Origin of the sequence: Prevotella sp. lc2012 (assembly GCF_900107065.1) — a bacterium.
Taxonomy (GTDB): domain Bacteria; phylum Bacteroidota; class Bacteroidia; order Bacteroidales; family Bacteroidaceae; genus Prevotella.
Window position 1 is genome coordinate 298,126 of the sequence record NZ_FNUF01000002.1, and the last position, 14,221, is coordinate 312,346.

At 44.9% G+C, this 14,221-nt stretch carries 10 protein-coding genes; 2 read left to right on the plus strand and 8 right to left on the minus strand.

What is annotated here, in order from left to right:
- Positions 1-1,674: 1,674 nt before the first annotated feature.
- The 8 genes from BLU99_RS05235 to BLU99_RS05270 all read right to left on the minus strand — a co-directional run bounded on the left by BLU99_RS05235 (position 1,675) and on the right by BLU99_RS05270 (position 9,651).
- A complete protein-coding gene (locus tag BLU99_RS05235) occupies positions 1,675-1,950 on the minus strand; it encodes a hypothetical protein (protein ID WP_091900137.1) in 276 nt (91 codons plus the stop codon).
- On the minus strand, positions 1,925-2,599 hold the full coding sequence (locus tag BLU99_RS05240; RefSeq protein ID WP_144006092.1) for a hypothetical protein: 675 nt from the start codon (positions 2,597-2,599) through the stop codon (positions 1,925-1,927). Before BLU99_RS05240 ends, BLU99_RS05235 begins: the two co-directional genes overlap by 26 nt.
- Positions 2,600-2,659: 60 nt before the next feature.
- Positions 2,660-3,205 (minus strand): hypothetical protein, encoded by a 546-nt coding sequence (locus tag BLU99_RS05245; RefSeq protein ID WP_091900139.1) that lies wholly within the window; start codon positions 3,203-3,205, stop codon positions 2,660-2,662.
- Between the two features lie 38 nt (positions 3,206-3,243).
- Positions 3,244-3,699, minus strand: coding sequence for a hypothetical protein (locus BLU99_RS05250; protein WP_144006093.1), 456 nt, complete (start codon positions 3,697-3,699; stop codon positions 3,244-3,246).
- 69 nt (positions 3,700-3,768) lie between these two features.
- Positions 3,769-5,256, minus strand: a complete 1,488-nt coding sequence (locus tag BLU99_RS05255; RefSeq protein ID WP_091900141.1) for a thiol-activated cytolysin family protein — start codon at positions 5,254-5,256, stop codon at positions 3,769-3,771.
- Between the two features lie 13 nt (positions 5,257-5,269).
- Positions 5,270-6,304 carry a thiol-activated cytolysin family protein gene (locus BLU99_RS05260; RefSeq protein ID WP_091900142.1) on the minus strand — a complete coding sequence of 345 codons (1,035 nt, stop codon included), beginning with the start codon at positions 6,302-6,304 and terminating at the stop codon, positions 5,270-5,272.
- A 126-nt stretch (positions 6,305-6,430) separates the two neighbouring features.
- The gene (locus BLU99_RS05265; protein ID WP_091900143.1) at positions 6,431-7,357 is read right to left on the minus strand and encodes a hypothetical protein; all 927 of its coding nucleotides are present in this window, start codon (positions 7,355-7,357) and stop codon (positions 6,431-6,433) included.
- A 557-nt stretch (positions 7,358-7,914) separates the two neighbouring features.
- Positions 7,915-9,651 carry a tetratricopeptide repeat protein gene (locus BLU99_RS05270; protein WP_091900144.1) on the minus strand — a complete coding sequence of 579 codons (1,737 nt, stop codon included), beginning with the start codon at positions 9,649-9,651 and terminating at the stop codon, positions 7,915-7,917.
- A gap of 289 nt (positions 9,652-9,940) precedes the next feature.
- Here BLU99_RS05270 and BLU99_RS05275 point away from each other — a divergent pair, with 289 nt between their 5' ends.
- Positions 9,941-10,750 carry a GNAT family N-acetyltransferase gene (locus BLU99_RS05275; RefSeq protein ID WP_091900145.1) on the plus strand — a complete coding sequence of 270 codons (810 nt, stop codon included), beginning with the start codon at positions 9,941-9,943 and terminating at the stop codon, positions 10,748-10,750.
- 248 nt (positions 10,751-10,998) lie between these two features.
- A complete protein-coding gene (locus tag BLU99_RS05280) occupies positions 10,999-14,220 on the plus strand; it encodes a SusC/RagA family TonB-linked outer membrane protein (protein WP_255397455.1) in 3,222 nt (1,073 codons plus the stop codon).
- Position 14,221 lies beyond the last annotated feature (1 nt).

Sequence of the window (14,221 nt, forward strand, 5' to 3'; positions counted from 1 at the left end):
GATCAAGAACCCGCCCCATGAAACTTTCAAATTACTAACCCGAAATGTTTTTCATGTTTTTGCTAGAGATGATTATCGTTATGTGCACGATTCCTTTAAAGCAGGCCACAGCCACCCAGGACAGGTTGACCCGTCCGCAGCCTGATGACACGCTGGGAAACAGCACAGTAGTATATGCGATGAAGTCTACTCATTGTAAGATATACACGAGGCTTAACGCCTCTTATTTTATGGTTTATTATTTAAATACTTATTGCTTCAGATTCGCTTACAAATATAGTAAGAATAAAACAATTATCCATCGTCTTGCTTGTTGTGTTTGTATTATTTTACACTATTTTATCTTTGTTAGACTTTGGGACGATCCCCGAGCCCACCAAAACATCGAAGCGCAGCCGAGAAAAGATCACGCCAGACCTTTGATGGTCTGAGCGTACCTTAATGTAAGAGCGACAGGAGGAGCGGTTAAGTCTCCCCATATAGGGGGAGATTTAGTGGGGGTGGATGCTTCTTTTGGTTCTTTTCTTCGCGCCGAAGAAAGAGAACAGATGGCAGGGTGCAACCCTGCATCAAAGACGGCCATTCTTGCGTCTCGCAGGTAAAAAGCGAGATCGCTGCCTTGCGATATATTTTTACGACAGCCCTCTCATAACTCGCGTGTAGGTCAGGAACGTTGGAGTGAGCCCCATACACGCAAGTTTTGAACGGTTTTCGTATTTGTCTGATAATAAACGGTTTAAGTCGACGCACAAAAGGGGCGGCATCTTTCCTTTAAAGAGATAGGCCCTATGAGTCGTGGAGATAGGGGTCACGAGCGAAAGAGATAATCCCTATACCCTATAAGAGATTATCTCCTTCTCTCGTAGGTGCCATTCCTTACCGTCATGGAGCCTATCTCTTTGAACGAAAGAAGCCTCCCCTACTCAAAGTAGCCCCCATCTCTACGCCGAACAGGCCCAAAAAGGCATAAAAGTCCCCCTCATTTTTTCTAGTTCGCAACTTCAGACAAGCACTTTTTTAGGCACTTTTTCATGACAAACGGATAGCCAAGCGGTCTGTTATTGACTACACCTGCTATTTCATTATCCATATAAATGATCATTCTATATATATTGATAATCTATGTCTTCTTTGTCTTCACAGGAGATTTTAGAATTGGGAATACAATTCTATAATAGGTGTTTTTATATTCTCGATTCTTTATCTTATACCAATCACCACAAGAGTTTGCCATCACATTATTATAGTAATTCGCATTTATCAAACACAGTATAAAGGACACATTTGAAGACTTGAATTTCATGCATGATCTGCCGTTTATATTTATATCTTCTGTCTCAGAATAGAAAGACATCTTAGAAAGATAACGTGGGAGATCTCTTTTTGATAGAAAATTATAGAAGTTAAATTCATAGAAGCCCGCAATATAAACATCTGCTTCTCGAAAAATATTACTTATCCTTTTATCATTTTTCTCCAATACGGATCTAGAGACTATAAAATTCTCACCCTTTTCTTTCACCACAATTGGATCCTCTATGTCTATTGTATCCACAACAAAAAAGCACTGCTCTCTATCTTTAGGGTTCAGCGGGTAATGGCTATCTCTATATTTATAACATACACAAGAGCCCATTACCAATAACATGAATATAGAAAAACAGAGTTTTAACTTCATTGCAGAGTCTCCTTTTTATTAACGGTTTTATAACTGGTTCGTAGCTTCATACCGCTTGCATCATAGATATACGTAGCACTCTTACCTGTTGAGTACGTGATACTTGACGGCAAATTTAGGAAATTATATTTAATTGACGAAATCTTTTTATTCAAATCTTTCGTCATGTTGCCGTTCTTGTCGTATGCATATTCGCCAGCCTGGCTCACACCGTCGTTGAAGTTAAAGGCGCCGTTGTACGTCGGATCATTCACGGCATCCTCGATCTTCAATCCTTATCTTATAATAGGATCTTTTTTGAGTCTGTTTGTTTTCAACGGCACAATAATAATTACCCTTATCGTCAGCAAAGCAACTGGGGAGCTTTGAATCAGATACGTTACGATACCTAAATGACCTATCTTCAAGTTCTGCTATATGTTTCACTTGATTATCTGTTATTAAATACCAATTCAAATGAACCGTTTCATCGCTGTCAAACAATTGTTCTGCAAAATACACATTACTTTTCGTTAATAATCCATCTCCTTGTATTACGACGGAATCCATCTGCATATTTTTATCAATCAGATAAGCAATTGGATTTATTGGTTGATCAATAATTACCATAAAAGCATATTTGGAAACATTTTTATCAAGTTCATAATATCCCCAACTAAACTCTTCACACTTGGAATAATCCTCTCCCCTTTGTTTACTTATTCGTTTCTTAATATCACATGAATCGATTAGGAAATCCATTTGCGGAGATTGCTCTTTCCCATCTATGAATTTACGACATAACTCTTTTGATTGTCTGTATTTCTTTATAAACTCTCTTTTTGTTATTTCTGACAACAACAAATTATCAGTCATTGAAAAAGACTGAGCATTAAGAAGTTCACAAAGAAACAGTAATAACAATATGCTCGCTGTTCTCATTTCGTTTTTAAATATCGTTTATACACCGTCATTGAAATTGAAGGCGCCGTTGTACGTTCTTTATTCCTGTTTATTGCCAACAACACTATATGTATGGAAATATATTTCTTCTTTATCGTCCATCGTTTCAAAATACGGTATGTATTTGTTTTCTCCTCCGAAAGGGTTATATTTCATACCTATGGATAATAGTCTTGTACCTAATTCACCATATTTTTCATACTTTAGTTTCCTGTCGGGTTCTATATCATAATCAATAAAAACCTCCTTAGAGTCATTAGTATTATAATTAATATACCATCTGCCATATAAGGTGATACGGGTAGTATCATTTCTGTCTTCCATATCGTAATACGATTCTTCATAAGACAAGTTTCTTGGGAAGTTCGTAATAACACATGTCCCGTTTTCGTTAAATGTCAGATAATACCTATCATCATCTGATATCCATGTCTTGCCACTAACATCTTCTTTTTCAACCGAGTGGTTCGGCAGCAATTGCATGTATATTATCTTTTTATCATTACCATGGTTGCATGAGATTAATGATATAGCAAATATACCTATAAGAGAGTTTATTATTCTCTGCTTTATTTTAGCACGCATGGTTTTTTCCTCATACTATTATTGCTTTTCATCTTTCGTCAGGTTGCAATGCGGCGGATGATAGATGTATCGTCGACGGAGATGACTACGTGAACTTTCATACCTGGATACAGGTCATAATAGTCTACTTCCATGTCGGCCAACTGGACATATACCTCGAAGAAGTTCTCGTTGCTCTTCTTCACAATCTGATGTGAGACACTCACAATGCTGCTGTCGATGCTGACGTCATCGCGCCCCTCAAAAGTGGCAACAACGGGCCTCTCTCCCTGCAGGAATTCCTTATAGCGGTAAGGCACAAGCATACAAATCGCGTAATTCTCGCGACCAGGGAGGTTGTTGTTAACGATAATGCCGTCGGCCTCAATAGTGAAAGGGTACGGCATCTTAAAAGCCGCAATGCACAGAATCATGACAACCACTGCCACAATCACCACCGCCGTTCTTTTTTGCTTGCCGTATTTCATCGAGTCTCTTCTTTTTTCCTCTAACATATCATCACAGCACAAGGGGACGAGCCCCCTGTGTTGTGACTCTCGGTTTATAGTTGATAATTGTTTTATTCATTTCGAAACCTTCGTGATGCCCATCAGTCTGTAGTCGGGACTGTCGAGTAGCGTCACATCGGTATAACGCTCCCAGATGATATCGGTCTCCGTTTCCCCCCTGCCTGCTGGATGTGTAATCGTACGGGCAAGATATGGATTAAACGAGAATAAGGGCATAGATGTACCATAACCAGCATTCGAATACTCACGGACATAAGTGGTGTCTCTTTCCTTAAAAATTGATCGGGGCGAGTAATCGTATGTGACGTCGAACCTAAACCTGAACTTGATGCTGGGATGCGCAATCGTGGGCACCTTGGCCTGATTGGCGTAGAACTTCATCGAGTAGGTATGGCTGGGGGAATACGCCCTATACACATACTCGTCGAGAATCTCGACATATAGCGGCTCGCGACGGATATTGTACTTGAACTTGATCTTGGCCAGAGAATTGTCGGCCACATTGGCGAACGAGCAGAAAATGGGAACACCCGGCTGCTCACGAGAGAACTGGCCTTTGACGATATGATCGACAAAGCCGGCGAAACCGTTAAAGCTCTGTACGGCGGTGGTCCCACTGCCACCGATGAGATAGACCTTGAAATCGCAGCCGTTGAGGAAGCTACGCTGCTCGCTGGTCATATAAGAGCTGCCTTTGGTGAAGAGCGTGTGGAACGACTCCTGAATCATGGTCTTCGCATAGTTGGCCTCCGCATTGGTCTCGAGCGTGAGCAGACCGAAACGGCCGTAGGTGATGGCGTTGATATAGACAGCGGAGTCTAGGAGGGCCGGTGATACACTGGCATAGGGGATGTCGGGCGTGTCCATGATCGCGGTGAAGCTGCTCTGCCAGAACTTCAGGTAGATGCCCGTCGCCTTGTTGATATGATGCTCGGTGCCACTGCTCGACGTGGAGGAGCCCCAGAACAGGAAACTGGTGTTCGCATTGCTGCCGAAGGCCGACTTGAGCTCGTTGTACGATGTAAACTGCTCAATGGAGAAGAGGAATTCATCGTTCTGCTTAAACGATGCCTTCGGAATCTGTTGTTTGATATATGAAGCAAACCTAGAATAAGAGGGATTGCTGATGACACACGCGTCCGTTCCCGGCAGGGTCAGAGATGCCGTTACTGGCTTCTTTGACCCTGGCACGGGCCGGTACGTGCAGTCGGCCACGGAACTCCTATACAACACATTCCCCAACCACACATGAGGCTGATACTCCGGCAAGACCACTGTCTCGTTTGTGGAGACATCTTTCTCGACCGTAAAATAATCATCTGACGATCGGGTGAGGCTCCAGCGCCCCATAACACCACTAAACAAAGCTGAATCCTTATTCACCAGATTATATGGATTCCGGCTCGTGTTAATCAACACAACGTGGTCTTCGGGGTGATGTAACGGAGTCTCGTTTGTCTCCATGAGGCAGTCGGTCTCGTTGGTACAGCTTGAGAGAGAGATGAGTAATACCAGGGCAGGGATGTATGTATAGGGTCGCATGGCTGTTTCTTATTTATTTCTTGTCTGTATCAAATTGCACGGCAAAGGCGGAATTGTCGTCTGCACGGTTGGCCGTACAGAAGATCGGCTGTCCTGGCACATCCTTCGAGAATGTTCCACCATTGACGATGAAGTTAGCAAACTCGTCGAAGCCGGCGATAGTCTTAACGACATCGGCGCCATTACCGCCTCGGATCCAGATCTTGATGTCGGCCTCCTGAAGGATCTTCTTCGCCTGGGCATCCATCGAAACCTCGCCATTGACCTTCTTCAGGTTCAGGGCAACCTTGAACGCCGACTTCACAGAACTGTACGACGAATCGCTCTCGATAGAGATGATGGCCATTCTACCGTAGGTGATGCTGTTGATATACGCGGCGTTAGGATACGTCGAGAGCTTGGCATTGTTGCTGAAGATATTACCATCGTCGGGATAGTCGATAACGGCGTCGAAGTTCTTCTGGCAGACACGTGCGAAGAGGCCGGTCTTGTACTTGATGTTGTTCGACTCAACGCTGCCGCTAATCTTCAGGATAGAGCAGATATCGACATTCGCGCCGAATGCCAACTTCATCTCACTGTACTTGGAGAACTGCTTCAGGTCGTACTCGAACTCTTCGATCTGCTGTCCGCTGAAGTCCTCGTCCTGCAGCGCATTCCGGAACTCCCTCATATAGCTCGTGTAGTTCGGCTGCTGAAGCCATCCAATATAGAAACTCGGAACGGTGAATACCAGACCTAAGGGGTCGGCCTTCTCCGTAATGGGAACCATCTTTCCTTTGTTCAACTCTTCACCTTTAAGAATCATGCCTGTGTACACATTCTTGATGCCAACGGGTACAAACTCGTAGCTTTCGTTGACCGAGCGGGTGCCGGCATTGGGATGATAGGACTCGTCCCACTCCCATTCGCTCTTGACTTGAGTCTGTGCACAACCGTTGTCTGAATTACGTACACCGAGATCTATCTCTTCCTTTGAGCAAGAAGAGATAAAGAACATGATTGCAACCCCCATAATCAGAGGCATTGAAAAGTCTTTTCTTTTCATAATTTCCTTTCTTTTTGTTTTACTTATTGTAGGACAAATGTCCTTTTTAAACTTATTGTAAGACTAATGTTTGTTATTGTAAGATTAATGTTCTCTGCATGCTTATTGTAAGATTAATGTTCTCTGTCACTCTATTGTAAGATTAATGTATTCACCGCCAAAGGAGTTCTTGGCCACGACTGAATCCAGACTGAGCGAACGCCCGTCAAGACTGCATTCCAGAATCTTGTTGCTGTAACAGTCACCAGAATTGGTAATCCCAAGAAGGTGGCTCTCGTTGTTATCGTATAACTGCTGACTGGTCATCTCATAGGTAAGCCTGTTGGGAGTCTGCAGGCGACCATCCATATCATAATAGTTATGTACTCTTCCCTCTATGGCAAGCATCACCTGCTGTGTTCCATCGGGATTGCCTGTCATGACTATCGCCTTCTGAATGGGCTTCACTGCCTGACCTTCAAAGCCCCAGATATTCACCTGGTAGTCGACGGTAATCGTGGGCAGCACTCCCACCGAAGGGAAATTATACACCACACAGAACTTCGCATGACCTTCTTCTCTATACGAGCCGCTCTCTCCTATCAGTACACGGACAGGCGTGTCGATCGGACGATGGAAGGCTTTGTTCCACACATTCGTATAATAAAGCGTACTGGCGCCTGCAACGGAACAGACGGAGTCGAGCCTGAACGAACTCTCGATCTCGGCCACGACCTTGTCTTTCCAATATACTTTTGAGAAGGCATTCAACGCATAAGCGTTCTCTTTCTCACAAATATCCTCTGTGATCACCGGCTTGAAACCTAAATACTTCATACCGTCTTTCTGTACGATGGCAGGCTTCAACATACTATCGTTATCCAGCATAATACGGAAATCATCACTGCCGCTCTCCAACATGTTACGACCATCCCTATCGACAAAATCCATCAGCACCTCTGCGGAGTTCATATTTACCAGTGGCGATGCCTTCTCCTCCTGGTGCTCATCCCGAACACAAGAGGAGAAAGCTAATGCCACCATGACCAACAACAATATCTGGAAACTTTTCATGATTGTGCTTTACAATACGATTGGCCATTTCCAACCGAGGCCACCACTGATAATCTGTAGTTCATATTCACCTAAGAGGTATGACGGTATAAGGACACGGGTACAGCCCACAGGGACGTGGGCTGAGAATTCTGTTTCACCCTCTAAATTCAATAACCGAAGGGTACACACTCCACATGAGGAATGAAAATAAACCACGTTCCTTTCAATACTTATGATTGGCATCCTGGAAGGATCGAATTTTCCTCCACTATAATTTCCGTTAGTGGGATCAATAGAAGGAGGATTAGAGGGGGCCATCTCGTCTCTATCCATCACATCGGAAGAAGCCGTAAGCGTTGTCAATATCAGACAACATAACAAAAGGATTTTTTTCATCTCTATCTTCTCTTTAGTTTACGATTGTTGTATTCTGCCGCCAAAAGTATAACAAAAGACAAGATCCACCAAACAAAAATCAAGGTTTTTTAAGTCATAACAAGGAAAAATCGGCCAAAATCAGAATCGCAAGTAGCTGATTTTCACCGGGATTACAAATTTTTTAAAACAAAAATAAATCAAACGTGTTTTAGAGCCGAAATTAGGTTCTTTTTGAGCGTTTTTGCCTCTTCATTTCCGAAAAGCTTTTTGTTCACCCTGGCCTTTGATGTTGTCACCACCTGAGAGGAAGTAGCCAACAATGATGCTATTGTTTTTTCCGGATAGCCAAGGAGCAAAAGGATACAAACACGAAGTTCCTGTGGCGAAAGATTCTCGCCATTCTCCATGATTCCAAAGGCGGCAGGCATATCCTTGCCAAATTGGGAAATCAGCATTCTCCATTCGGCCTCCGTGGGAACGGATTTCGACAACTTATCGTTGGCTTTCTTAGCAAAAAGGACAGCAACCTTGCTGCTTGAAAAATGCTCTATGCTGTTTACAACCACAGGCATAGCCCCTTCGCTCTGCAAGCCTTCTATAGTCTGCGACAACTCCTTGACCTTCTGTTCCTTCTCACGGATCAGGTTGTCAAAGTCCTTTGCCTTGAGTTTGCTCAACTCTTCCTGTACGTTCCTGCGCTCAATCTCCGTAGCCTTCAGAGCCTCGTCTAACATCTGTATTCTCTTCTGTTTCCGTTTCTGATAGCGAACAAAAAAGAAAAGAAAAGAGCCTATAACCATCAGCGTGAAGCAGCTAAGGCGTCTAATCCTTACTCTTGCAGTCCTTGATTTTTCGGCCTCTTGCTCGGCCATTTTCTGAATTCGGTTGTAATTGTAAAGAGCACCCATCTGACGAATGACGTCTGTCCGCATTTCATTGCTTTTGGAAATCTGCGCCTCATCGTTCAATTTGGAGTAATAGACAGCAGAATCGATGTTCCTCTTACGACGATATATCTCTGCCATGCCCATATAACACTCGTCTCTATATTTACCCCTGATAGCCTTCCGGAAACAGGCAACCGCCGAATCGTTCTCATTGATGGCAAGGTAATAATGGCCCTTTATGACATAATAGTGTTCTTCCCTAATCTCTCCATCCGCATTAAAACAACCCGATTCCTTTTCAAAGATCTCCAGCGCCTTCCGTGCCTTATCAAATTCGTTCCGTTCCACATAGATATAGGCGGCCGTTTTAAAGTAATATGCAGCTTCTTCAGGATATCCGAGTTGTCGAAAACGCTGATAACCATCTTGAATTGTCCGCAAAACGCGGTCTTTTTCACCCAGTAACCAATAGGGCCTCACCATATTAACTTGTGCCCAAGTAGCCGTATATAAATCGCCTGCTCTTTGGGCACAACGAGTCAATTGTCGACAAGCCCATATCTCATCTTGCGGGAGATTCTGTCGATGGAATAATGGTCTCATATTGTTATATACTCTCTCCAGCACATCAAAGTCACATTCTTGACTCGTCGTGTCGGCCTGCTCGATAGCTTTGTAAAAGTACTGAATCGCCTGAGGCGATTCACCCATGTGAAGATAAACTCTGCCTTGCAAATAATGGACAAGCATTCGGTCATTGGAAGAACCGTCTTTATAATAGTCGTCAAGGATATTGACCAGTGAATCGGATTTAAAAACAACACCAGCTATGTTCTCTGTCATCATCCTGACGAGCTCATAGCGCATCCTGTCGCTCTTGGGCCATTCGGCCATCTGTGGTTTGAGGCTGTCAAGCAGAGTCAGAGCAGAGTCTGGGTGATCAATGGCTATCGTACGGATCTCCATGAGCCGCGAATACATTCTTTCACCCTTGCAGCCACAGAGCAGCAACAGCATCAGAACAATATAGAACGGCACCTTTCTCATCTTATCTTCTTCACGATTTGGTTAGTTTATAGTTGATGATAATTCGTCTGCGAAGATACAAATAAACAAGCAAAAAACAAAGAATCTTTCTTCTTTTTTTCCGAAAGAGCGGTAACTTTTCATTCAGTTTCTCCAGAGAAGGGCTGTTTCCATAGAAGTTAATCTTGCGTCACATCTGTATAAAATTAGTAATTGTTAACAACATGCCTATCACACTCCTCTGTTTTTTGATGTCTGTTTCGAAAGAAAGCATTACCTTTGCAGTCGGCAATCATCTAAGATTACGATCATGCATCAAGTTGTATCATACGAGCAGACTCAGGACTTTGTACGAGAGATACGTCTACTGAAGAAAGGCTTTGTCACTAATTTCTATTGGGATGACAACAAACATCCTTATTGGCTGGTAGAGGGAAGCCTCGAATATGAATCATACGACGACTGCATCCTGATGGTTCACCGCCAAGAGCTGTTTGCCAACATATTTTATATAGCCACTAGTCTTACGGCAGTGGCAGAAGCGCTTCGGTCGCTGCCAATAGCATCACCTCAGGTAGCTGATGTCGTATGCAGAGGCGACGGCAGTCAGGAAAGGGAGACCTTTGCACAGGCAGGATTCGAAGTATACAAGCACCTCTACAGGATGACCCATATCGGTAGGATGGCTGCCGTCGACTGGATGGAGGATCCAAGAGTGATGCATGGAGAAAAGGATGACGCCTTATTGGTCTTTGAGGCCCTGCAGAAAGACTTTGATCCCTTGGCAGAGCAGCTGCCCTCGCTTCAGGAAATTGAAGACTATGCCGAGCGCAGACAACTGCTAGTGATTAAAGACCAGAAAAGACTATGCGGATTCCTGATTTTCGAGCTCTCAGGAGTAACCTGGTATCTCCGTTATTGGTACACGTCGCCCGACTTCCGTAATCAAGGTGTCGGAGCAGGTCTGTTAAGGACAGCTCTTCTGGCTGGTGCCGAATCCAAACGCCAGATCTTGTGGGTCATCGCCGACAACGATAATGCCATCAAGCGCTATGAACACTATGGTTTCTCGAGAGAAAACATGAACGACTTTGTGCTGATTAGGAAACCACGTGTATAATTCAGATGTATATACGGATAGCGGTCCGTATAGAGGTATTGTAGAGGCGCCTTTTTTTAGGAGTAAGATAAAAAATTACCACAAATTGTTTGGTTTTAAGGAATTATATTGTATCTTTGCCGACGAATAACTAAAAATTATAAACCCTATCCATATTGTTGACGATATGTTGCAGGGATGCAACAAGAGAGAGAGAGAGAAGTAACAGTGTTTTACTTTATTTATATTAAAACTTTATTATTACTATTATGCTAAATTCATCAAAATTCCTTTCCGTCATCTGTGCCGGTATGGTCGTGTTTGGCTCAACAGCAGCCATAACACCCGCTATGGCCAGCAAGGCGGTCCTTCAAGAGAAGGCAGCCATACAGGTGAAAGGTGTTGTCCTTGATACCAGCAATGAGCCGGTACTCGGGGCTACTGTCGTTGAAGTGGGCAACCCAAAGAATGGCACCCTTACGGGAGTCGACGGTTCGTTCACACTCTCTGTTGCCAGTGGCGCAAGTCTGAAGATCTCCTACATCGGCTACAAGACCGTTACCGTAAAAGCTGTAGCAGGAGACATGACAATTACGCTGAACGAGGATTCAGAACTTCTGGATGATGTCGTGGTAGTGGGTTACGGTACACAGCGCAAGAAACTGGTGACTGGTTCCACGCTCCATGTCGATGCCGAGAATATCGCAGCCACGAATGCTGTGGATGTCTATGGCGCCCTGCAGAGTCAGGCCCCAGGTATGAACATCGTACAGAATTCCGGACAGCCAGGCGAAGGCTATAAGATTACCATCCGCGGTATCGGTACTAACGGTGATTCTAACCCTCTGATAGTCGTAGACGGTGTTCCCAATGCCACGATCGAGAACCTCTCGCCCAACGATATCGAGAGTATCGACGTTCTGAAGGATGCCGCCTCCTGCGCTATCTATGGTACACGTGGTGCCAATGGTGTTATTCTGGTAACCACCAAGAAAGGTCAGGCTGGCAGTCGCGTACAGGTAAGCTTCGACGGCTACATGGCTTGGCAGAACCCGAATACCAATGGTATTACACCGCTGAATGCCAAACAGTATATGGAGATCAATGATAAGGCCTACCAGATTGCAGGTATTACCACCTACGACTGGGCCACACTGATCCCAAAACAATACGAACGTATCATGAACGGCACCTGGAACGGTACCAACTGGCTCGAGGAGACCACCGTGCACGATGCGCCCATGCATAATGCTGCACTGAACATCACAGGCGGTACCGAAGTGTCACGCTTCGCTCTCGGATTCAGCAATTTCCAGCAGACAGGAACCATCGGATGGCCTGCTACTCCGAAATATAGCCGTACAACCGTCCGTCTTAACTCTGACTATTCGCTGATCAGGAAGAAGGGACGCGATGTTCTGAAGGTTGGTGAGAACATCACGTTCTCTACCAGCAACAAGAAGGGCGTTGCTATCGGTGGCCTTTACAGCAACAATATCCGTAACATTCTGGCCATGTCGCCACTGCTGCCTGCCTATAACGACGAGGGCGGATTCTACGAGCAGAAGGACATTGTGGCCGACGGCTGGGACTTCAGCGCAGAGATGGCGAACCCCCTTGCTGCCATGAAGTATGACAGCGGTAACAGCTATACTAAACGCTACAACCTCTTATCGAACTTCTATCTGGAGTTCGCGCCCATCAAAGGAATCACATTCCGCAGTAGCTTCGGATGGAAATACCGTCATTCCGAAAATCGCAAATATGTACCGGTCTATGAGCTCAGCTCCAAGAAATCGGAAGTCAAAGACGAGGTGACTCAAGGACAGTCGTACACAACAGACTGGGTGTTGGAGAACACTATCAATTGGGTGAAATCGTTCAAAAAACATAATCTGGATGTGCTCCTCGGACAGTCAGCAGAAAGAATCGGTTACGACGGCAATAGTGTCAGAGTTCAGAACAAGAATTCACTCTTCCCCGGCTCTTTCGAGCATGCCTATATCATGCATGCTAATATCGTTGATCCCGCTGACACAGAGATTAATGGTGAGCCAGCAGACCAAGCATCACTGGCTTCTTTCTTCGGCCGTGTGAACTATAACTATGACGAAACCTATCTTCTTTCATTAATTCTTCGTGCTGACGGATCGTCTAACTTTGGTCCCGGACACCGCTGGGGATACTTCCCCTCTGTATCGGCAGGTTGGGTGATGAGCAACGAGAAGTTCATGGAGTTCTCAAAGTCATGGCTTGATTTCTTCAAGATCCGTGGAGGCTGGGGACAGAACGGTAACTGCAATATCAAAAAGTATCAGTTCGTTACTATCATCAATCTGGATGACCCCTATTATTTCAACAACAAAAACACCCCCACCGTTGGTTCCTATCCAGCAATCATCCCTAATCCTGATGTAACATGGGAAACTTCTGAACAGCTAAACATTGGCTTTGATGCTCGTTTCCTGAACAGCCGGTTGAACGTGTCGTTCGATCTATACAAGAAGATGACAAAAGACTGGCTCATAGACGCACCAGGCCCCGGAACAAATGGTGCGGAGCCTCCCTTCATAAATGGCGGAGACGTTGAGAATAAGGGTTATGAGATTGTGGTTTCCTGGAACGACAAGATTGGTAAGGATTTCAGTTACAACATTTCTGCCAACTTCTCGCACAACAAGAACGAGGTGACCCGTCTGGCCAATTCCGAGGGTATCATCCATGGTGAGAACAATGCCATCGCACAGAATACCGCCGAACTATACCGTCTGCAGGTTGGCTACCCCGTGGGTTACTTCTGGGGCTATCAGATGGATGGTATCATCCAGAACGAACAGGATCTGCAGAACTATCTGGACAAGCATTGTAAGGGTGATAAAGCCAACTCACTACAGGGAGCATCGTTGCAGCCTGGTGATGTGAAGTTCGTCGATGTCAACAGAAACGGAAAGATCGACAAGGACGATTCCGACAAGACGATGATCGGTGACCCGAACCCCGACTATACCGTAGGACTCAGTATTAATGTTGCTTACAAGGGTTTCGACTTGGGCCTCAATGGTTACGGCTCCTTCGGACAGCAGATTGCCAAGAGCTATCGTCAGTTCTCTGACCATCCCGACGACAACTATTGCACTGACGTGTACACCAAGTACTGGACAGGCGAGGGCAGCACCAACCGCTATCCGCGCTTCTCCGACGGTAAGAACGTCAATATGTCGGAGATCTCACCCGTATGGGTTGAGGATGCTGACTTCTTCAAGATCTCACGCTTATCACTTGGCTATGACTTCAAGCGTCTGTTCAAGTCTATCCCTGTTCAGAAATTACGTCTTTATGTATCTGCCAGCAACATGATTACCTTCACCAAGTATTCTGGCATGGATCCCGAGGTCGGTTTCGGCAACGGAACCAGCTGGGCTTCTGGAATTGACAACGGCTATTATCCCGCAGCTAAATCATGGCAGGTGGGTATTAACGTCAACTTTTAAT